Here is a 19,923-nt window from a genome sequence, read left to right on the forward strand (position 1 = left end):
GCCGGGTCGGGTAGCGGTTCCGGTGCTGGCTCTGGGAGCGGTTCGGGTAGCGGTGCCGGGTCGGGTAGCGGTTCCGGTGCTGGCTCTGGGAGCGGGTCGGGTAGCGGTGCCGGGTCGGGTAGCGGTTCCGGTGCTGGCTCTGGGAGCGGGTCGGGTAGCGGTTCCGGCTCTGGTAGCGGTTCCGGTGCTGGCTCTGGGAGCGGTTCGGGTAGCGGTTCCGGCTCTGGTAGCGGTTCCGGTGCTGGCTCTGGGAGCGGTTCGGGTAGCGGTTCCGGCTCTGGTAGCGGCTCCGGTTCCGGCTCGGGTAAGAGCAGGAGGAAGATGATGGCCGCCGGTGCTGCAGTGGCCGGTGTTGGTGGTATCTATGCGCTTACCCAGATGGGCTCCGACGGAGAGACTCCCGGGGCGGAGGAGACTCCCGGGGCAGAAGAAACCCCCGACATTCCTGGTGCGGACGAGAAGCCGACGGTTCCGACGCCTCCGACAGTTCCGACGCCTCCGACGGTTCCGACGCCTCCGACGGTTCCGACGCCTCCGACAGTTCCGACGCCTCCGACTGTTCCCACTACTCCGACCCCTCCGACGGTCCCGACCACGCCGACCACTCCGACTACGCCGACCACTCCGACGACCCCAGGCGACGACTCCGACTCGGGTTTGTTCGGACCGGACGGCCTCGGGTCGGGTGAACTCTCCGCAGACGAACTCGGTTCGGGTGGTAGCAAATCGGGCAGCAGCGGCGGTGGGACCGGCGGTGGCACTGGTGGCGGCACCGGTGGTGGGACCGGCGGTGGCACCGGTGGCGGCACCGGCGGTGGCACCGGTGGCGGCACCGGTGGCGGCACCGGTGGCGGCGGCATGGGTGGCCTCGAGAACTTGATCCCTCTCGTGGGCTTGATGGGGTCTGGTCTCTTCGGCGACGAAGGCGACAGCGGTGACGAGGACGAACCCGATGAGGAGAAGTCCGATGAACCACCCGCTTCCGCCCCTGCCCCCAACCCGGGGCCGGCTGTTCCTCCGGGTGAGGGCCAGCCTCCGGGTGAAGGTCAGCCTCCGGGTGAAGGTCAGCCTCCGGGCGAAGGTCAGCCGCCTGGAGAGGGTGAGCCACCCGCGGAGGGTGAGCCTCCAGCGGAAGGTCAGCCGCCTGGAGAAGGTGAGCCCCCGGCGGAAGGCCAGCCTCCAGGTGAGGGCCAGCCGCCTGGGGAAGGTTCGCCTCCGGGTGGGGCTCAGCCTCCCGCGAACGGCCGGCCTCCGGCGAACGGTGAACCTCCCGCGGAAGGTGAGCCACCGGCCGAGGGCGAAGCTGCCGCGGAAGGTGAATCGCCCGAGGAGGAGCCCGGCACCAGCTCGGGGCAAGGACTGTAGAAGAAACCCTGTGCCGGATCCACGTTCGGTGCTGGTCGGTACGTACCGAATCGCTGCTCGTCACGTTATGAGCGCGGAGATCGGCGGAACGACTGTTGCCGCGTGGGTCCGGAGCAGTGCGGGCGGCGCCGCCGGAAGCAGGCCGGTGGCGGCGCTGTGCGGTCGGTCGGCGGGCGACCCGGTGTGGCGACAGCGGCCCTGCGGTCGGCTGCGGCGGCCGTTTCGGCGTAGGTGCCGGCAGCGCGGTCGACCGGCACACGTTACGCGTCGACCGCTGAAATGGCAGCCGTCGGGCACAGGGCCGGTCGGGGCTTCACCCTGCGACGCAAGCTATCTCCGGCCGAAGCGATGGGATCTCGATGCATCGGTCCTTGCTTCGGTGGGTCTACCCGAAGGGTTCGTCATGGCACGTGGGTGAATGATTCGTTCGTCGACTTCTGGCGGGGTGGCGCTGTTCGACGGTCATCGAGAGCTGCATCAGCGGTGACGCCGGACGAGGTCGCCGTCGGACCCGACCTGCCGAGTCGATCGGCCTCGCCGTGGTACCGGCCGGCGCGCCCGATACCGGCCGGCGATTCCCTTGTCACCGCGATCTTTCGGACTCGGACAGATAGGGCCTCGACCGTCGCTCGCCGGCGTATCGCGATGAACTGGTGCCCGGCTTTCACGGCCGCTCCCGTTGAACCGGTCAGCGGCGGCGTCCGGCGCAGGGTGCGGCCTTGGCGGACTTCGCCTGGTCGACCTCGTCGTCGGTCAGCGCGCGGACCGGAAGTTCTTGCCGGGCGACATTGTCGGCGCGAATACCGTTGAGCGTGATGGCCATATAGCGGCGCCAGATCTCGGGGTTGATGGGTTTGGCGAATTCGGCCAGGCCGTCGACCATATGGATCATCGCGAAGAGGTCCGACGGTTCGATATCGGGCTGTAGCACGCCGGCCTTGCGGGCCCGGTCGACGATCGCGGCCACGGCGGGTTTGATCCGGTCGCGCAGGCCGTGGAAACGTTCGGTGTCGAGGTCGAGTTCGAGGATGACCTCGCTGAATCCGCGGTTGACGGCCAGATGCCGGCAGGCGTATTCGACGAACTGGACCAGGCCGAGCCAGGGGTCGGGATCGCGCAGGCCGGCCTCGGCGTGGTCGGCGAATGCGCTGAGGTTGTGTTCGAAGACCTCGGCGATGAGTTCTTTCTTGTTGGCGAAGCGGCGGTAGACCGTGCCCACGCCCACACCCGCCTGCTCGGCGACATCGTCGAGGGTGATCTCCAACCCGCGATCGGCGAACAGTTCACGGGCCGCCTCGACGATGCGTTGCTGATTGCGTGCGGCGTCGGCGCGCAGCCGCCGGGGTCCGCGCAGGGTCGTGGCGTGTTTCACACCGTCATTCTATCAACGCCGGGATTAAGCGGAGGCGCCTTCTCCGTTATTGTGTTAGCCTTCATATAAGCGGAGGTAGTTCCTCCGTTTTCCCGATCTTCTCCTCAATCCAACCTTCTCCCAAGGGGCGAGATGACTACCACGATCGATCGCGGTCCTTCCGCGCAGGAAATATCGTCGGGAAGGCGCGGTTCGCACGCGCTGCGGTGGTGGGTTCTCGCCGTGCTCGGCGTCGCTCAGCTCATGGTCGTACTCGATGCGACCGTGGTGAACATCGCGCTTCCCGAAGCCCAGCGTGACCTGGGATTCGACGATGCGAGCAGGCAGTGGGTGATCACCGGCTATGCCCTCGCCTTCGGCAGCCTGCTGTTGCTCGGTGGTCGCCTCAGCGACCTGTTCGGGCGGCGTAACACCTTCATCGTCGGCCTGATCGGCTTCTCGGTGGCCTCTGCCGTCGGCGGCGCGGCCACCAACTTCGAGATGCTGGTGGCGGCCCGGGTCGGTCAGGGTGTATTCGGCGCGCTGCTCGCACCGGCAGCGCTGTCGCTGCTCACGGTGACCTTCGCCGAGCCGTCGGAACGGGCCAAGGCTTTCGGAATCTTCGGCGCGGTCGCCGGCACCGGCGGCGCCATCGGTCTGCTGCTCGGTGGTGCCCTCACCGAATGGGCCTCGTGGCGCTGGGTGATGTTCGTGAACCTGGCGTTCGCGGCGGTCGCGCTGGTCGGAGCGGTACTGCTGCTGGCCCGTCATACCGGTGGGGCGCGGCCCAAGCTCGATATCCCGGGTACCGTCGCGGTCACCGCCGCGCTGTTCAGTGTTGTCTACGGTTTCTCCCACGCCGAGAGCGACGGCTGGACGAACTCGGCCACCCTGGCGTTCCTCATCGGCGGCGCGGCACTGCTGGCGGTGTTCGTCTGGCTGGAGACCCGGGTGGCCCATCCGCTGCTGCCGCTGCGCATCGTGCTGGACCGCACCCGTGGCGGCGCCTATCTCGCGGTGTTCGTCATGGGCATCGGGATGTTCGCGATCTTCCTGTTCCTGACCTACTACATGCAGCTGACGCTGGGTTACTCGCCGATCATGACCGGTGTGGCGTTCCTGCCGATGGTCGCCGCCATGGTCGCTTCCTCGACCACGACACCGTCGCTGCTGCTGCCCGAACTCGGGCCCAAGGTGGTCGTCAGCGGCGGGTTCGCGATCGCCGCCCTCGGCATGGCCTGGCTGACTCGTATCGGGCTGGACACCGGGTACACCACCCATATCCTGCCGGGGCTGATCCTGCTCGGGCTGGGTCTCGGTGGCGCGATGTCGACCGCGTTCCAGAGCGCGACCTCGGGTGTGCGGCACGACGATGCCGGGGTCGCGTCCGCGATGATCAACACCAGCCAGCAGGTCGGCGGGTCGATCGGTACGGCGCTGCTGAGCACCATCGCGGCCTCGGCCTCCAGTGATTATCTGGCGGCCCGGACCCCGGACCGAATCATCGTCGCGCAATCGGCCATCGAGAGCTACACCACCAGCTTCACCTGGGCCGCGGGCGTGTTCGTCCTCGGCGCGGTGGTGCTCGCGGTGCTGATGCCGAGCACGCTCCCGGAACCGGCCGAAGGCGAACCGGTACTCGCCCACTGATATCCCGCGACAGAACCGCCCGCCTCCGCGATATGCGGAGGCGGGCGGTGATGTATCGACCGACCGGCGACGTTATCCCGTGATCAGCCGGCCGGACGGGTCGCCCGGCGGGACCGGCGCCCGGCGCGCGCGGGATCGCTGTGCGGGGTGCGCGCGCCGCTCGTCCGAGCCGAACCGCCGGACTGCCCGGCGCCCTGCTCCGGCTGCCGCCGCGTCGGCGCGGCGGACTGCCGGGCGCTGTGACCCGCCGCGGTGGCCCGGGCCCCGGACCGTCCCGCGGCATTTCCCCGCCGCCCGGCGGATCCGCGCGCACCCGCGTGTTCGGCGGCGCCGGACCGTTCACCCTGCCGCGACCGTTTCGCGGTGTTCTCCGCGCGACCGCGCTCCCCACCCCGCGGGGTGGTCGTCTCGCGCCCATCGGAGCGCACCACTTCGGCATGCCCACCGGCGCCGCCCCGGCGGCCGCGCGATCCACGCCGGCCGTTGCGGGATCCGCCGGTGGTCCCGCGCGGGGTACCCGGCTCGGCCGCGCTGGGCGCCGGGTGGGCGACGGGTTCGATGAGACCCGTGCCGTCCGACAGATCGGCGATGATCGGGGAATCGACGGTCACCGGGCGCGGGCGCGCATCGATCCCGGCCTTGCGCAGCAGCGCCGCCACATCCTTGCGCTGCTCGGGCAGTACCAGCGTCACCACCGTGCCTTCGGTGCCCGCGCGCGCCGTGCGGCCGGACCGGTGCAGGTATGCCTTGTGTTCGGCGGGCGGATCGACGTGCACCACCAGTTCGAGATCGTCGACGTGGATACCGCGTGCGGCGATATCCGTCGCGACCATGACCCTGGCGGTACCCGCGGCGAAGGCGGCGAGGTTGCGGTCACGCGCGGGCTGGGAGAGGTTGCCGTGCAGGTCGACGGCGGCGATACCCGCGCGGGTGAGTTCCCCGGCGAGCCGGCGGGCGTGATGTTTGGTGCGCATGAACAGGATGCGGCGCCCACTGCCCGCGGCGAGCGCGCGCACGAGGTCCTTCTTCGCCGCCGCCCCTTCGACCTCGAAGATGTGATGGGTCATCTTCGGCGGCGGTGCGGCGGCCTCGTCGACCGAATGCGAGATCGGCGCGTGCATGAAACGGTCGACCAGTTTGCCGACGCCGTTGTCCAATGTCGCCGAGAACAGCAGGCGCTGGCCGTCGCGCGGTGTGGCCGTGAGGATCCGGATCACGCCGGGCAGGAAGCCGAGGTCGGCCATATGGTCGGCTTCGTCGAGCACCGTGATACGCACGGCGTCCAGCGACAGCGCCCGCTGCTGCATCAGGTCCTCGAGCCGGCCGGGGCAGGCGACGACGATATCGACACCCTGTTTGAGGGTTTTGATCTGGCGGTTCACCGGCACCCCGCCGAAAACGGTGGTCACCCGCAGGCCACACACCTCCGCCAGCGGAGCGACGGCCGCGGCGATCTGGGTGGCGAGTTCCCGGGTGGGCGCCAGGATCAGCCCGGTGGGCCGGCCCGGGGCGCGCGCCGCGCCGGCGAGCAGCGCGACCACCGGGATTCCGAACGCCAGGGTCTTACCGCTGCCGGTCTTCCCACGGCCGAGGACATCGCGACCGGCGAGGGTGTCGGGCAGGGAGGCGTTCTGGATCGGGAAAGGTTCGGTGATACCGCTCTCCGCGAGCTTCGCGACGATATCGGCCGGGACGTCGAGGTCGGTGAACGTCTGCGCGGCAGCAGTGTTGGCAAGCATGAAGGTATGAGCGCCTTTCGGCATCGGAGGTGATACCGCGACGTCCGTTCGGACCATCTGTCCGCGCCTACTCGAGGTGGCGGCGTCGCGGGTCCCGACGCGAAAAGGCTAATGATCCGCGACGGAGAGTACATGTGTGCGCATCGGGCGCGGGTACTGAAGTGATCCTACCGTACCGCCCGTTTCGTTCCGGACCGGTGACCAACGGCACGGTGTGACGCATCTCCACCCGGCGCCGCGGTCGCAATGTCATCCGGTGCGGCGGATCGCTGCGAGCACCGTGTCCACCGAGTGGCCCGCCAGTTCGTCGGACAGCGGCAGATGTCCGAACAGGGCCCGGAAGTAGATCGGTGCGGCGACCGCGTCCAGTACGAAATCGATATCGGTGCCCGGGTCGATCTCGCCGCGGTCGATCGCGGCGCGCAGGGCACGTGCCGTGGTCTCGCGGCGCGGGCCGAACACGGTGGACCACAGCTCTTCGCGCAGTTCCGGATCGGCGGCGAGGTCGGCGACCAGGGCGGGCAACACCCGGCCCAGCGAGGTATCGCGCAGGGCGGTCACCAATTCCCGCATGGAGCGGGTCAGATCGGCGCGGAGCTCGCCGGTGTCCGGGGTCGGTTCGAGCCCGAGCAGATCGGCCACCACCGCGGCCACCAGATGTCGTTTGGACGGCCAGCGCCGATAGATCGCCGGGCGATGGGTACCGGCGCTCGCGGCGACCTGCCCGATGGTGAGACCCGCGTAACCCTTGGCGTCGAGCAGGGTTCGCGCGGCCGCCAGCACGGCGATGTCGATCCGCTTGTCGCGGGTGCGTCCCGGCATCAGAACACCGGCCGCGGGACGAGTACGACCTGCCAGCCGTCCGGGTCCGGGAACGCCAGGGCGCCGTGGGCGGCCCAGTAGGGGTTCTCGGTGGGGACCGGTTCGGCGCCGAAGTCGCCGAGTCGTCGGACTGTCTCGAACATCCGCGCCTCCGATTCGAAGTACAGCACCAGCAAGTTGTCATTGCTCGGCGCGTTACCGGGGCTTCCGTCGGCGTGGGTGGTGAATTCCAGGTGATAGCCGGTGCCGGGGAGGCCGAGCATCACCCCGTCGTAGCCGGCGTGGTTCGCGAACCGGTAGAGCTCGCGCAGGCCGAGCCCTTCGACGTAGAAGTGGATCACCTCATCGAGCCGGTCGGTGGGGCGGGCGAATCTGACCTGAACCACCCCCAGGTGGCCGGGCCAGGCGTTGTCAGCGGTCATCAGGGTAACGGTACAGTGCGTACCGTAATGTATCGCGGTGTAGCGGCTCGCCGGTTTCGGACGCGGGGTGAGTGGCCGCGGGGTCATCCGGTGCGGGCCGATGAAAACTCATAGTTCTCCGCTATTTTCGAAATCCCATGGTCGAGCACCGGAAATTCGAATCGCGCGCCGGCGGGCAGAACAATCCGGCGCAGCGCTCCAATTCCATCACCCCGCCCGGCGTGGTATATCTCTGCTGCGGCGCCCGGCCGGGCCCCGTCGAGTTACGTCGAAGAAGAGTGTGCGCGTGTCCAATCCAACCGAACCCACTCGCGGGCCGAACCCGCGCCCCCATTCGCCGGCGACCGGCACCGCGGTCCCCAAGAGTGCCCGGGACGCCGAGCGCGGGGTAATGCTCGTCTCGGGGGCGGGTATCGCGCTGGCCGTCGTCGGTTTGGTGGTCACCCTCCTCGTCGGAGCCGGTGCCACGGACGCGGAAGCCGATAGCGCACAGGCGATTACGACGAGTGAAAGTGCGGCACCGCCCGTGGCCCCGGCGCCGGCCCCCGCGCCGCTGCCCAAGCGGTACCTGGCCGATATGTCGCCCACCACCGGAACCGCGTATACCGGGACGATATCGGTCAACGGCGTCTCCTACCCGCATTCGATCTATCAGCAGTTCAGCGGCTGCGATACCGAGGTGGGCCACACCTACAACCTGAATCGGGAATGGTCGCGATTCAGCTCGACTATCGGTATCGCCGACGGCGGCAATTCCCAATCGGTGCTCCAGTTCGAGGTGATCGCCGACGGAAAATCGATCTATTCCTCGGGCAACGTTCCGGTGGGGCAATCGCCGACGGTGGATGTGCCGGTCGCGGGTGTCCAGAACCTGACGATCAGTTTCCTGTTCGTCGGCGGGAATATGGAGAGCTGCAGTCAGGCCGGTAACGGCGTGTGGGGTGACGCGGGGCTCACGAAGTAAGGCGACCCGGGCGCCGCGATATCCCTCGTGACGAGCCGACACCGGAAACTGAGGAGCGGCCGCCACCGGCTCACGGTGGCAGGATGGTCAGCGCTGCTTTCCACCGGTCGCCGTCCGGTTGCAGGTCGGTGAGATCGAAATCCGGTTCGCGCATGAGGAGCAGCTCTTTCTCCTCCGGTGTGGCGGATAGATCCCCGATGTACACAGCCGGCACTCCGGGCGGCACGTCGATGGTCGCATCGACATCGCGGCGCTGGACGTTCTTCAGGGCGTTGACGCCATCGGGGTAGAGCGAGGTGCTGACGTAAGCGCGAAATGCGCCGCGGTATCCAGGGGGTACCACGGAACCGCCGCGCGTCGGTGGCTCCCAGCAGTTCTATATCGTCGGCGAGCCGGGCGGCCAGGCGACGCATCGCTGCTGCCAACTCGGTGTACACGCTGCTCCTGTTCCGCGCACGACCCATCGCGTGCCGGGATCTGGGCGACGCGTCGTCCGGGCGAGTATTAGCCCCTCGCCGACAGGCCGGGTTTCCCCGCCCGGCCGATCCGGTTTCGGCTGTGGACCCTGTAGCGGTGGGATCGCGTGTGTAGATCGGCGCGGCCGCGCTCCGCGACGTCGAGCCGAAAGCCGAAGGTGTACCTCGGGACGAACACGCCTATCGGCCGGCCCGGATCGGGGCCGTGCCGGTGATCGGTCGACCCGTCAGCGCGGGGCGTAGGTCGTGCAGTGGGCCGTGTGGTCGGTGCTGCCCGGGCCGACCCGGATTTCGCCGGCGGTGCATTCGAGGTCGGTGTTGTGGGCGCAATCGGTGCGCTGGCAGGCGCCGACCATGCTGGTGACGGTGTCGAGGCCGCCCTTGGTCGCCAACGGTATGAAGGTGCCGCAGTCGGCACTGCCGTTGTGCCCGGTGACGTTGATCGCGTACGCGTGGCATCCGTCGTGGTTGTACGAACAGCTGTTCACTGTGCATTCGCTGACATGCGGCATTTCCCTGGTGGTCATGTGCTGTGTCCTCCGGAAGTATTCGGGGGGTCTTGCTCATGCGGCTACCGCTGTAGGCCGGTTGCTGTGGGCCGAAGTACTCATTATGGCGCTCTGTCCCGCGTCTGTGCGGCGTATTCGGCGGCGACGGCATAATGTAGCTGAATGGTTGCCGAAGTGGCCGCGTCCCGTTGTCGCGCAATTAGGTGAACGGCATTTACTAATACCTGTTCACAAAATGGATGTGGTGTGGTTCACTCCTCGGGAGAGGGTTCCCGCAAGGGGGTGCGATACCTCCGCCTTCGCCGCGGCCTCCGCGGACCGCATGTACCAGCTTCATAAGGAGGCATCAATGCCCACTGGTCTGTCCCACGACTTCGATTTCACCGATCCCGATCTCTTGGCGGCGCGGCTGCCCATCGAGGAATGGGCCGAACTGCGCCGGACCGCGCCCGTGTGGTGGGTCGATCAGCCGAACGGGGTGAGCGGGTTCGACGACGGTGGCTACTGGGTGGTCAGCAAACTCGAACACATCAAGGAGATCTCGAAGAACTCCGAGGTCTTCTCCACCCACGCCAATACCGCGGTGATCCGCTTCAACGGCGATATCGCCCGCGAGGAGATCGATATCCAGCGCGCGATGCTGGTCAACACCGACCCGCCCGAGCACGACAAACTGCGCCGCATCATCTCCCGCGGCTTCACCCCGCGCGCCGTGCAGAGCCTGCGCGACGCCCTGCACGAGCGGGCCGAGCGGATCGTGCACGAGGCCAAGCAGGCCGGTGGCGGCGACTTCGTCCAGCAGGTCGCGTGTGAGCTGCCGCTCCAGGCCATCGCCGAACTGCTCGGGGTGCCGCAGGAGGACCGGGGCAAGCTGTTCGAGTGGTCGAACCAGATGATGGGCTACGACGACCCCGAATACGCCGACAGCTACAAAATGGCCAATGCGCAGGTGATGGGGTACGCCTGGAACCTGGCCGAAGAGCGGCGCGGTTGCCCGGCCGACGACATCATCAGCCAGCTGCTCAGCGCCGATATCGACGGCGAGGCGCTGAGCTCGGAGGAATTCGCCTGGTTCGTCATCCTGCTGGCGGTGGCCGGTAACGAAACCACCCGTAATGCCACCACCCACGGTATGAAGGCTTTCGTGGACAATCCGGAACAGTGGGAGCTGTACCGGGCCGAGCGTCCGCGCACCGCACCCGACGAGATCGTGCGCTGGGCCACCCCGGTCATCGCGTTCCAGCGGACCACTCTGCAGGACACGGAGATCGGCGGGCAGGCCATCGCCAAGGGGCAGCGGGTGGGCCTGTTCTACGCGTCGGCCAACTTCGACGAGGACCATTTCACCAAGCCGTTCGAATTCGATGTCACCCGCAACCCGAACCCGCACGTCGGCTTCGGTGGCACCGGTACCCACTATTGTGTCGGCGCCAACCTGGCGCGCCTGCAACTGGACCTGATCTTCAACGCCATCGCCGACGTGATGCCGAACCTGCGTCAGGTCGCCGAACCCGTTCGGCTACGGTCGGGTTGGCTGAACGGAATCAAGAACTGGCAGGTCGCATACGAATGACACAACCCGCCCGGCGGGGCCGGATGCCCGCGGTCAGTGACGCGGACATCCGGCGCGTGGCTGTGGAGCTACTGGTCGCCCAGGGAGCGGAGGCGCTGACCCTGCGCGCCATTGCGCGGGAACTCGGTATCACCGCGCCCGCCCTCTACCGCTACTACCCGTCCCGCGAGGAGCTGCTGGTCGCGTTACGGCGCGATATCTGTATCCGGCTGGCCGAGGACCTCGGTGCGCAGGTGGCCGAACTACCGGACGACGGGGTGGTCCGGTTGTTCGCCATCTGCCGGGCGTTCCGGCGCTGGGCGCTGGCCCACCGCAATGAATTCACCCTGGTGTTCGCCTCGCCGGCGGCCGGCGCCCCGGGTACCGTGCGGCGTTTCGACGAAGCGTTCGGGCTGGTGTTCCTGGAAGCCGCGGGTAAGTTGCTCGCGGCCTACGACCTGGCGACTCCGCCGACCGAATCGATTCCCGAGGCGCTGCGCACCGATCTGATCGCGTTCCAGAACGAACTGCTGGGTCTGCTCGCCGGATCGGAGCAGAAGTTCCCGGCCGAGAAATTCGACCTCGGGGTGGCGTATCTGATGATGACGGTCTGGGTCCGGCTCTACGGCCACGTCACGCTGGAGGTGTTCGGCAATTACCCGATGCCGGTGAGCGACCCGGATGTGCTGTTCGACGCGGTACTCACCGACCTCGCTGCCGGGATGGGTCTCACCACGGGCGAGGCGGGGTAGGCCGGTTCGCCCGGTCAGGCCATTTCCGGGACCCGCAGATGCGCGAGTGCCAGTTCGAACTCCCGTACGTCGAGAGCTTCGACGCCGGTCCGCCGGGCAGCGTCGACCCGCAGCGACGCCGACTGCTCACGGCCGGCTCGCATCGCCGCGGCGCTGTCGTAACTGGTACACGAGACGGCGCGGCCGGACTTCCGGTTGACCATCAGACTCGCACTGCAGAAACCCTCCAGATCCTCCATGGCGGGCAGGGTGGCGGACTTGTAGATCTCGACGGCCGAATCGAGACGGTCCGGATCGGTTTTCACCCAGGTCGCGCGCGCGCATGCGCCTTCGTCCGCGTGATGCGCCCGATGCAGACCTGCGATCTCCCATTCCTCGACCTGTGCGCTACCGACGAATATCGCGAGTGCGCGGTCGCGAATCGGGCCGACCGGCTCCCGGCTGTGATGCATCGCACCCTCGGACTCCCACGCGCTGGTGGCGATACAGTGCCCGTTGTCCCTGTCGACCAGCAGTGACAGCCCGATACACCCGGGGATTTCCCGTAACGCGGGCAGCACGACATCGCGCATATGCGAGATCCCGGCGTCGATAGCGGAGGGTTGCGCCTGAATAGTGGTGGATCGCGCGAACACGAGCCACCCCCTCTCTGCTCGAGGCGGCGCCCCGGTGGCGCCACCGGTCCCCCAACCCTGCTCTCCCATCGCCGCGGTGGCAAGAGGGTGGCCCCTCACCGCGGTGCACCGTGCCGCGGGCGAGCGGGCTTTCGCACGGACCCCACCCGGCTACACTGATCATCCGTATCACCTGTGCGGCGCTGCGCGTATGCGCGCCGAACTGCTCGAATTCGTGAAGAACCGAACGAGACGGGACAGGGACCAATGACCATCATTCGCACGCTGCGTACCGCTCTGCCGAGCCTGATCATCGCCCTCGTCGCGACGGCCGCTGTCGCGATGCCCGCCTGGGCCGCGCCGCGGCCCACCGTGGTCCTGCTACACGGTGCGTTCGCCGACCCGACCAGCTGGAACGGGGTCGCCGCGCGACTGCGCGGGCAGGGTTACGAGGTGCTGACTCCGGTGAACCCGCTGCGCGGCCCGGCCCACGATTCCGCCGCCGTCCAGCGCACCCTCGACACCGTCGACGGGCCCATCGTGCTGGTCGGGCACTCCTACGGCGGGTCCGTGATCAGCAATGTGCACGACCCCGATGTCGTCTCCATGGTCTACGTCGCGGCCTTCGCGCCGACCCAGGGTGAATTCGCGCAGCAGGCATTGGACCCGGTGCGATTCCCGGGCAGTCGGCTACTGCCCCCGGCTCTACAGGTGAAGGTTGTCGACGATCCGCAGGGTATCGCGGGACGCAATCTCGACGGCTATGTGGCGCCCGAATACTTCCACGATGTCTTCGCGCAGGATGTCGACGACGCCACCGCCGCCGATATGCTCGCCCACCAGCAATCGATTGCCCTGGCCGCCAATCTGGAACCCTCCGGTGCGCCGTCGTGGTCGGGTGAGCGCATCTGGTACCTGGTTTCCGCGCAGGACCGGGTCATCCCGCCGGCCTCGCAGCGTTTCATGGCCGGCCGGATGGGTGCGCAGACCAGCGAACTCGACGCGTCCCACGCCTCGCTGGTCTCGCAGCCGGGCGCAGTGGCCGCGGCGATCGTAACCGCGGCGGGCTGATCTCCCGGACCGGGCCGTTCGGACAGCGGCCGCCCGGCCCGGCGCTCGGCCCAGTTGATCCACGACCGTCGGGGCCAGGCCCGGCGCGGTGGTCATCAGGGGTGAGATCGCCGACCGGACGGCCGCGCGGAATTACGTTCCGGCGCGGGGGAATATCGGTGCGGGGCACGATGCGGTGTACCGATTGTGTGGCCCGCCCCGGCAATTCAGACTCTCCCTGATCGCATCGAAGAACCCAGGGAGACAGCATGTCCGAGCCAGTCATCCAACTTCCGACCCCCGGCGAGTCCATTCTGGAGACGCATGAGCGGATCCTGCGGGCGGGCGAGATCGTCCCCATCGAACTGCCCGGCGGAGTCGGCGCCTTCATCGCGGTCAGCCACCGCGCCGCGAGCGCGGTACTCGACGACAAGGTCTTCGCCAAGCACCCCTCGAATTGCCCGGCCCTGCGTGACGGGCGGATTCCCGCCGACTGGCCGCTGCGCGCCCTGACCGACGCCGAACACATGCTCAACCAGGACGGTGCCGCGCACCGCCGGTTGCGCCAGACCATCAACAAGGCGTTCACCCCCGCCCGGATCGCGGCGCTGGAGCCACGGATCCAGCAGATCGCCGACGAACTGATCGACAACTTTCCCGACACCGACGAGATCGACCTGATCGCGAACTACACCGTGCCGCTGCCCGTCCGGGTGATCTGCGATCTGTTCGGCGTCCCGGTGGAGGAACAGCCGCAGCTGAAGAACTGGACACTCACCATCGTCTCGGCCACCAGCACCGGTGCGGAGGCGCAGGCGGCGATGGCGGCGATGGGCGGCTATTTCTTCGAACTGCTCGCCCGTAAGCGGGCCGAACCCGGTGACGATCTGACCTCGGCGCTGCTGGCGGCCAACGCGGAGAACGAACTGACCGACGAGGAACTGGTCGGCATGCTGTGGCTGGTGATCGTGGCCGGGCACGAGACCACGGTCCATCTGCTCGGCAATACCGTGATAGCGCTGCGGGAACATCCCGAACAGCTCGCCCGGGCGCAGGCCGCGGACCGCTGGGCCGAGGTGGTGGAGGAGGCGCTGCGCTACCGCTCCTCGGTGGTGGGCGCGCTCATGCGCTACCCCCTCGAGGATGTGACCGTCGCCGGTGTCGACATCCCGGCGGGCACCCCGACACTCTGGCACGGCGGCGTCGGCCGCGATCCGCTGCGCTACCCCGACGCCGAGGTCTTCGATATCGACCACGAACACCGCGATCAACTAGCGTTCGGCCGCGGCCCGCATTTCTGCCTGGGTGCGCCGCTGGCCCGGCTGGAGAGCCGGATCGCCTTGCGGACGCTGTTCACCCGGCACCCGGATCTGGCTTTGACCGTGCCTCCCACCGAGGTCGAGTACACCGTGCAGATCAGTACGGTGGGCCCGGAAGCGCTCCCGGTGCGACTGAAAACCGCTTCCTAGAACGGTTCGGCGGTTCACGCCCGCGAACCGGTGGACTCGGCACGCCTGTTGCGCCGGAACTCCCGCGGCGTCACGCCGAACCGCTCCTTGAACGCCGCCGAGAACCAGGCGGGGGTGAAACCGCAGCGGGCCGCCAGCTCCGCGATGGTCAGGGTGGCGCGCGGGTCCGCCAGGAGTTCGCGTGCCACCCGCAGGGCCTCGTCGCGGCGCAGGTCCCGGAAGGTCGTCCCGGTTTCGTGCAGCACCACCCGCAGTTGCCGGGGCGACCAGCCGAGCGCGTGCGCCACCGCGGGCAGGCGCACATCGGAGCGGCCGATGTGCCCGCGCAGATACCGCCGGATGCTCTCGGCGACCTCCGCGTGATGGGTCGCCTGCGGGCCGGTCTCGCCGGCGGCCATCATGCACAGCAGTTCGGTGATCCGGTCACAGACCGCGTTGAACTCGCGTTCGCTCAGCCGGGACTGCTCGGCGTGGACGCCGCGGATCATATCGCCGGCCACCCGGCCCAGACCCCGGTTCATATCGAGGACGACGTTCATATGCCGGTGCGGCCGGACCCGGGACTCGAACTCGGTGCGCGGCACCTGGAATCCGTAGGCCGCCGCATCGGGAATGTGCAGCCGGCACGGTACCTCCAGTCCGGCCACGACCGCGTGTCCGCGCGGGACACGGGTCAGCTCGTCGTGGAAGCGGATGGCGAAATCGCCGCGGTCGGGGACGACGACCCAGAAGAAGTCGTCGCCGGGAACGCGGCGGATATGGCGGCGGGTCCGGTGGCACAGGCGATTTCCGTGCTGGTCCCACCGCAACAGGGTGTAGGTGCCCGACTCCTGGGCGGTGAGCCCGGCGTGCCAGTTCTCGTGGGCGCCGAATTCGTGGGCCATGGGAACGAAGCCGTCGGCGAGCTCGGAAAAGGATTCGGGTCCGCAGGCGGGCACCTGATACCAGCGCATGGTCACCATCCCCTCGATCGGACTCGGCTGCCCCGTACCACCGGCCGATACGCTCGGCGTTCTCACCATACTGGTCCTGGCCGGGCCCGGAGCGTGCCGACCGCGAATTACATTCGCGGCGCGTGGTTTTCACGGCATCGCAGCGGGCGACGGCCGGTTCCGGCGCATCGCTTCCAGATGAACAGGTGGGCGTGCTCCGCTGCCCACTGCGCGAGTATGCAAGCCGGTCGGCCGGTCACTCTCGATACGGTGGCACGGAAACAGGAGCGGCGGTGAATACGGTGACGGCCGGCGAACGCAGTGGTCGCGGGCACGCGGCCGGCGAAGCTTGCTGAACAGCGAGCGGCTCGAGCCGCGCTCGAATCCTTTTCCGGAGTCCGCGCCTCTCATATACGTCCCGGCAGACGCCGGGACGGAAGAGGAGGTTGTCGTGATCATCGGTATCGGTATCGGTATCGCCGGCGGGCTGGTACTGCTGTGTACGTGCATGGTCGTCCTACGGCGCAAACGATCCGGTCGTGGCTGAGGTGACCTGGCCCGAGGAGCAGTTGATCGCCGCCGCGCAGGGCGGTGACGTCGACGCGATCGCCGAAGTGGTGTCGGCCGCCCACCCGAACATTCAGCGTTTCGCCCGGACCCTCTGCGCCGACGCGGAGGACGCCCAGGACGCGGCGCAAGAGGCCCTGATCATCCTGTACCGGAAGATCGGGATGCTGCGGGCCACGGGTGCGCTGGCGTCGTGGATGTTCCGCATCGTCCGCAACGAATGCCTGCGGCGTGCGCGGCGACGGCTGCACGAGTACACGCCGGTGCCGGACGTCGCGGTGACCGCCTCGGCCGAGCACGAAGTATTGCGACGACTGGAAGCGGGCCGGGTAGCGGCCGCGGTCGCCGCCCTGCCTCCTGATCAGCGCAGGGTGCTGATCCTGCGCGATATCCAGGGCTACAGCGGGCGCGTGGCCGCCGAGGTACTGGGAATCGGCCCGGCAGCGATGAAATCGCGCCTGCACCGAGCCCGCGCCGCGGTGCGGCAAACGCTCTGCGCCACCACGGAATCAGGTCATGGAGGCCATGATGAGCAGAACAACACCTGACGGCCCGGATTTCACGAGCGCCTCCCCGTCCGAGCACCTGGTGCGCGGTGCGGTGGGCTTCGGCGCGCTGGTCGGCGCGGTGGCACTGATTCCGGTCGTCGGACCGATCGCCCTGGTACTCCTGCCCGTCGGCCTGGTCGCGCTGCGCGGCTGCCCGATGTGCTGGACGATCGGGCTGGTGCAGACCCTCTCGCGCGGCCGGCTACAGCGCTCCTGCGGGGACGGCCTGTGCACACTGACCGTCGCCGACCGGGATGGCGCCGTGCGATAGTCGCCGCCGTCCCCGCGGCTACGGCCGGCGCGAACCGCCACGCGGGCGGCCCGCAGCCCGTACGCTGCGGAGACGGCCATCGGGTAGGGCACCGGTGCGGCGACGAGAGTGGATACGGCAATGACGTCGGAGATCGGTTTCCATCCGGACCTGCGCCGCGCGCGCTTCCTGCCACGCACCGTGGTGTCCCCGCGCACCCTCCGGGTGATCCGCGTGCTCAGTGACCGGGGCGGGCGGGCGCGACCGGCGGACGGAACGATCGAGCGGGTGGACGCGAATGTGACGGTCCGGGTGTTCCGGCCCGCCGGGGCGTCCGGGCCGGTGCCCGGGCTGCTGTTCGTGCACGGCGGGGGATATGTCATCGGCAACGCGGCCATGGGAGACCGGTTCTGCGCGACCGTGGCCGAACGTGTCGGTGCGGTCGCGGTATCGGTCGAATACCGGCTGGCGCCCGAACACCCCTATCCGGCGCCGCTCGAGGACTGCTACGCGGGTTTGCGCTGGCTGGCCGGGTTGCCCGAGGTGGATCGGGACCGGATCGCGATCGCGGGGGAGAGCGCGGGCGGCGGTCTGGCCGCCGCGCTGGCGCTGCTGGCCCGCGATCGCGGTGCGGTGCGGCCGGTACTGCAACTGCTGTCATATCCGATGCTGGACGACCGGACCGCGGCACGTACCGATATCGACGCCCGGTGGCTGCGTATGTGGAGCCGTCGCAGCAACAGTTTCGGCTGGCGTTCCTATCTGGGTGAACTCGGCGCCGCGGCGGTTCCGCCCTTGGCGGCGCCGGCCCGGTACGACGACCTCACCGGACTCCCGCCCGCGTGGATCGGGGTCGGCACCCACGACCTGTTCTACGACGAGGATCTCGCCTACGCCGACCGGCTGCGCCGCGCGGGAGTGCCCTGCACCCTGCACGAGGTACGGGGTGCCTACCACGGATTCGACCTGGTCGAGCACGCGGCACCGGTCTCCCGTGACTACCGGGGCGCCCAGCTGGCGGCGCTGGCGGCAGCGCTGGGCGGAGCCGCCCGCACCGGTTGAGCGCGGTGGCTCATCCGCGCCGCGCCGCGGCGTACTGCCGTAGAACGACCGGCACCGTCACCACCAGGATCAGCGCGGTCCAGAGCAGCGACGCCGTAATCGGCTCGCGCAGCGGCCAGGCCGCCTCGCCGGTCACTGTGCCCGGCGCACCGAACAACTCGCGGGCCGCGGCCACGACCGCGCTCACCGGATTCCATTCCGCGACCGCCCGTACGGCACCGGGCATGGTTTCGGTAGGTACGAAAACATTGGAGAACATGATTGTGCCGAAGATCAGCGGGGCCACCTGCTGGAGCATCTGTTCGTCTCGGATCACCGCGCCCAGGCAGATCCCGACCCAGCCGATCGCGAAGCGGAAAAGCAATAGCAATGCGAAAGCGGCAGCCGCTGTGCCGATCCCGGCGTCGATCCGCCACCCTGCCGCCAGCCCGATGCCCGCCATGAGCAGCAGGGCGAGTCCACCGGTCAGGGTTTCCGCCAGCGCCAGGCCGGCCGGGACCGAGACAGTGGGCAGTGGCAGTGCGCGGAAACGGTCGGTGAGGCCGCTGCTCAGGTCCGCGTTCGCGGTCGACGCGGTGGCGGCCAGCCCCATGGTGGCCACCAGGACCAGTACCCCGGGTGTGAGGTAGGAGCGGTAGGCCGCGGCGTCCGTGCCGCCGGCCAGCGCCCCGCCGAAGACGAAGCCGAACAGCAGCATCATGCCCGTGGGCGCGGCGAGGGTCACCGCCAGAAGTGCGGGGGAGTGGCGGTAGGCCGACAATATCCGGCCGAAGGTGAGCACAGTGGCGGTAGCGGTGGAAGGGACACGGGCGCTGGATGTCGCGGTCACGGGGTCGTCCTCGGTTCGGGGCCGGTCAGGGCCAGGAAGGCATCGTCGAGAGTCGCGCGGCGGCGACCGATGTCGTGCACCTCGATACCGAACTCGTCCAAGGTGCGCAGGATGGGGAGCAGCGGTATGTCCGCGGTGCGGAACGAATACGACAGGGTTGCGCGGGGTTCGGCGGAGTCCGGTGGGCCGCTCACCGGTTGCGCGCCGAAATCGGCGAGTATCCGGGTGATCTCGTCCCGGTGTCGCGGATCGGCGACAAGCTCCAGACCTCCCCCGATATCGGCGGTGAGGGTATGTGGCGTGCCGGCCGCTACCACCCGTCCTGCGTCGAGGATGGTGACGGTATCGGCCAGCCGCTCCGCCTCGTCCAGGTACTGGGTGGTGAGCAGCACGGTGGTGCCCTCCGCCACGAAATCGGCCACGTAGCTGTAGATCTCGTTACGGCTGCGTGGATCCAGGGCGGTGGTGGGTTCGTCCAGGAACAGGACGGCGGGGCGCACCACCATGGCGGCGACGATATCGAGGCGGCGGCGCATCCCGCCCGAGTAGTCGCGGGCGAGCCGGTCGGCCGCGTCGCTCAGCTCGAACCGGTCCAGGAGTTCGCCGGCGTGGGTGCGCGCCCGCCGGCCGGCCAGTCCGTTCATCCGGCCGAAGAGGGTGAGATTCTCGAGCCCGGTGAGCCGGGGATCGACCGCGTGGAACTGGCCGACCAGCCCGATTCGCCGTCTGACCTCGCCGGTCTCGCGCACGGTGTCGTAGCCGGCGACCCGGGCGGCACCGCTGTCGGGCCGGAGCAGGGTGGCGAGCATGCGCACAGTGGTGGTCTTACCCGACCCGTTGGGGCCCAGCAGCGCGTGCACCCGGCCGGGGTCTACCCGCAGGTCGACGCTGTCGACGACCGTGCGTTCGCCGTATCTCCTGGTCAATCCTTCGGCCTCGATCGCACTCATGGCGCCTCCTTCACTAGGAACGGTGTTCGCAATTAACGCTAGCCGAATGC

19 protein-coding genes are annotated in these 19,923 nt (G+C 68.7%); 9 read left to right on the forward strand and 10 right to left on the reverse strand.

The features are described from left to right. Positions 1-2,053 precede the first annotated feature (2,053 nt). On the reverse strand, positions 2,054-2,737 hold the full coding sequence (locus AB0H42_RS33665) for a helix-turn-helix domain-containing protein (RefSeq protein WP_357063376.1): 684 nt from the start codon (positions 2,735-2,737) through the stop codon (positions 2,054-2,056). 132 nt (positions 2,738-2,869) lie between these two features. On the opposite strand from AB0H42_RS33665, the gene AB0H42_RS33670 reads away from it, so the two are divergent. Beyond that, positions 2,870-4,366 carry an MFS transporter gene (locus AB0H42_RS33670; RefSeq protein WP_357063379.1) on the forward strand — a complete coding sequence of 499 codons (1,497 nt, stop codon included), beginning with the start codon at positions 2,870-2,872 and terminating at the stop codon, positions 4,364-4,366. Positions 4,367-4,449: 83 nt separating this feature from the next. Here the strand turns inward: AB0H42_RS33670 and AB0H42_RS33675 are convergent, their stop codons facing one another. From AB0H42_RS33675 to AB0H42_RS33685, 3 genes are all read right to left on the reverse strand, one after another. Continuing rightward, positions 4,450-6,105: a DEAD/DEAH box helicase gene (locus AB0H42_RS33675; protein ID WP_357063382.1), complete on the reverse strand. Its 1,656-nt coding sequence runs from the start codon at positions 6,103-6,105 to the stop codon at positions 4,450-4,452. A 249-nt stretch (positions 6,106-6,354) separates the two neighbouring features. After that, positions 6,355-6,927 carry a TetR/AcrR family transcriptional regulator gene (locus AB0H42_RS33680; protein ID WP_357063385.1) on the reverse strand — a complete coding sequence of 191 codons (573 nt, stop codon included), beginning with the start codon at positions 6,925-6,927 and terminating at the stop codon, positions 6,355-6,357. Next, positions 6,927-7,349 (reverse strand): VOC family protein, encoded by a 423-nt coding sequence (locus AB0H42_RS33685; RefSeq protein WP_357063388.1) that lies wholly within the window; start codon positions 7,347-7,349, stop codon positions 6,927-6,929. The genes AB0H42_RS33680 and AB0H42_RS33685 overlap by 1 nt, the downstream gene beginning before the upstream one ends. Positions 7,350-7,635: 286 nt before the next feature. On the opposite strand from AB0H42_RS33685, the gene AB0H42_RS33690 reads away from it, so the two are divergent. Continuing rightward, complete coding sequence (locus AB0H42_RS33690; protein ID WP_357063391.1) at positions 7,636-8,313, forward strand: NPCBM/NEW2 domain-containing protein; 678 nt, start codon at positions 7,636-7,638, stop codon at positions 8,311-8,313. Positions 8,314-8,383: 70 nt separating this feature from the next. Here the strand turns inward: AB0H42_RS33690 and AB0H42_RS33695 are convergent, their stop codons facing one another. After that, positions 8,384-8,656, reverse strand: coding sequence for an ADP-ribosyltransferase (locus AB0H42_RS33695; RefSeq protein WP_357063394.1), 273 nt, complete (start codon positions 8,654-8,656; stop codon positions 8,384-8,386). A gap of 360 nt (positions 8,657-9,016) precedes the next feature. Then, the gene (locus AB0H42_RS33700) at positions 9,017-9,316 is read right to left on the reverse strand and encodes a DUF1540 domain-containing protein (protein WP_357063397.1); all 300 of its coding nucleotides are present in this window, start codon (positions 9,314-9,316) and stop codon (positions 9,017-9,019) included. Positions 9,317-9,647: 331 nt separating this feature from the next. On the opposite strand from AB0H42_RS33700, the gene AB0H42_RS33705 reads away from it, so the two are divergent. Together AB0H42_RS33705 and AB0H42_RS33710 are read left to right on the forward strand one after the other, a co-directional pair. Continuing rightward, positions 9,648-10,871, forward strand: coding sequence for a cytochrome P450 (locus tag AB0H42_RS33705; protein ID WP_357063400.1), 1,224 nt, complete (start codon positions 9,648-9,650; stop codon positions 10,869-10,871). After that, positions 10,868-11,602: a TetR/AcrR family transcriptional regulator gene (locus tag AB0H42_RS33710; RefSeq protein WP_357063401.1), complete on the forward strand. Its 735-nt coding sequence runs from the start codon at positions 10,868-10,870 to the stop codon at positions 11,600-11,602. Before AB0H42_RS33705 ends, AB0H42_RS33710 begins: the two co-directional genes overlap by 4 nt. Positions 11,603-11,616: 14 nt before the next feature. On the opposite strand, the gene AB0H42_RS33715 is transcribed toward AB0H42_RS33710, so the two are convergent. After that, entirely contained in the window at positions 11,617-12,237 is a 621-nt protein-coding gene (locus AB0H42_RS33715) for an antibiotic biosynthesis monooxygenase (protein ID WP_357063404.1), read from the reverse strand. A 246-nt stretch (positions 12,238-12,483) separates the two neighbouring features. On the opposite strand from AB0H42_RS33715, the gene AB0H42_RS33720 reads away from it, so the two are divergent. Together AB0H42_RS33720 and AB0H42_RS33725 are read left to right on the forward strand one after the other, a co-directional pair. Beyond that, entirely contained in the window at positions 12,484-13,287 is an 804-nt protein-coding gene (locus AB0H42_RS33720; protein WP_357063407.1) for an alpha/beta hydrolase, read from the forward strand. A 248-nt stretch (positions 13,288-13,535) separates the two neighbouring features. Then, complete coding sequence (locus AB0H42_RS33725) at positions 13,536-14,735, forward strand: cytochrome P450 (protein ID WP_357063410.1); 1,200 nt, start codon at positions 13,536-13,538, stop codon at positions 14,733-14,735. Between the two features lie 14 nt (positions 14,736-14,749). Here AB0H42_RS33725 and AB0H42_RS33730 read toward each other — a convergent pair whose 3' ends face one another. Beyond that, positions 14,750-15,757 (reverse strand): AraC family transcriptional regulator, encoded by a 1,008-nt coding sequence (locus AB0H42_RS33730; protein ID WP_357063414.1) that lies wholly within the window; start codon positions 15,755-15,757, stop codon positions 14,750-14,752. Positions 15,758-16,206: 449 nt separating this feature from the next. On the opposite strand from AB0H42_RS33730, the gene AB0H42_RS33735 reads away from it, so the two are divergent. The 3 genes from AB0H42_RS33735 to AB0H42_RS33745 all read left to right on the forward strand — a co-directional run bounded on the left by AB0H42_RS33735 (position 16,207) and on the right by AB0H42_RS33745 (position 18,094). Then, on the forward strand, positions 16,207-16,782 hold the full coding sequence (locus tag AB0H42_RS33735; protein WP_357063417.1) for an RNA polymerase sigma factor: 576 nt from the start codon (positions 16,207-16,209) through the stop codon (positions 16,780-16,782). Then, on the forward strand, positions 16,763-17,053 hold the full coding sequence (locus AB0H42_RS33740) for a hypothetical protein (protein WP_357063420.1): 291 nt from the start codon (positions 16,763-16,765) through the stop codon (positions 17,051-17,053). The genes AB0H42_RS33735 and AB0H42_RS33740 overlap by 20 nt, the downstream gene beginning before the upstream one ends. A gap of 120 nt (positions 17,054-17,173) precedes the next feature. Next, the gene (locus AB0H42_RS33745; protein ID WP_357063423.1) at positions 17,174-18,094 is read left to right on the forward strand and encodes an alpha/beta hydrolase; all 921 of its coding nucleotides are present in this window, start codon (positions 17,174-17,176) and stop codon (positions 18,092-18,094) included. Positions 18,095-18,104: 10 nt separating this feature from the next. On the opposite strand, the gene AB0H42_RS33750 is transcribed toward AB0H42_RS33745, so the two are convergent. Together AB0H42_RS33750 and AB0H42_RS33755 are read right to left on the reverse strand one after the other, a co-directional pair. Then, on the reverse strand, positions 18,105-18,923 hold the full coding sequence (locus AB0H42_RS33750; RefSeq protein ID WP_357063426.1) for an ABC transporter permease: 819 nt from the start codon (positions 18,921-18,923) through the stop codon (positions 18,105-18,107). Then, a complete protein-coding gene (locus AB0H42_RS33755; protein ID WP_357063429.1) occupies positions 18,920-19,873 on the reverse strand; it encodes an ATP-binding cassette domain-containing protein in 954 nt (317 codons plus the stop codon). Before AB0H42_RS33755 ends, AB0H42_RS33750 begins: the two co-directional genes overlap by 4 nt. Positions 19,874-19,923 lie beyond the last annotated feature (50 nt).

Source organism: Nocardia sp. NPDC050799 (genome assembly GCF_040654015.1).
Classification (GTDB): Bacteria; Actinomycetota; Actinomycetes; order Mycobacteriales; family Mycobacteriaceae; genus Nocardia.

Coding starts and splice junctions, on each gene's coding strand:
- AB0H42_RS33710 (WP_357063401.1), top strand. CDS start 10,868: ATGACACAACCCGCCCGGCGGGGCCGGATGCCCGCGGTCAGTGACGCG.
- AB0H42_RS33720 (WP_357063407.1), top strand. CDS start 12,484: ATGACCATCATTCGCACGCTGCGTACCGCTCTGCCGAGCCTGATCATC.
- AB0H42_RS33725 (WP_357063410.1), top strand. CDS start 13,536: ATGTCCGAGCCAGTCATCCAACTTCCGACCCCCGGCGAGTCCATTCTG.
- AB0H42_RS33740 (WP_357063420.1), top strand. CDS start 16,763: ATGAGCAGAACAACACCTGACGGCCCGGATTTCACGAGCGCCTCCCCG.
- AB0H42_RS33675 (WP_357063382.1), bottom strand. CDS start 6,105: ATGCTTGCCAACACTGCTGCCGCGCAGACGTTCACCGACCTCGACGTC.
- AB0H42_RS33685 (WP_357063388.1), bottom strand. CDS start 7,349: ATGACCGCTGACAACGCCTGGCCCGGCCACCTGGGGGTGGTTCAGGTC.
- AB0H42_RS33700 (WP_357063397.1), bottom strand. CDS start 9,316: ATGACCACCAGGGAAATGCCGCATGTCAGCGAATGCACAGTGAACAGC.
- AB0H42_RS33745 (WP_357063423.1), top strand. CDS start 17,174: ATGACGTCGGAGATCGGTTTCCATCCGGACCTGCGCCGCGCGCGCTTC.
- AB0H42_RS33730 (WP_357063414.1), bottom strand. CDS start 15,757: ATGGTGAGAACGCCGAGCGTATCGGCCGGTGGTACGGGGCAGCCGAGT.
- AB0H42_RS33670 (WP_357063379.1), top strand. CDS start 2,870: ATGACTACCACGATCGATCGCGGTCCTTCCGCGCAGGAAATATCGTCG.
- AB0H42_RS33680 (WP_357063385.1), bottom strand. CDS start 6,927: ATGCCGGGACGCACCCGCGACAAGCGGATCGACATCGCCGTGCTGGCG.
- AB0H42_RS33755 (WP_357063429.1), bottom strand. CDS start 19,873: ATGAGTGCGATCGAGGCCGAAGGATTGACCAGGAGATACGGCGAACGC.
- AB0H42_RS33705 (WP_357063400.1), top strand. CDS start 9,648: ATGCCCACTGGTCTGTCCCACGACTTCGATTTCACCGATCCCGATCTC.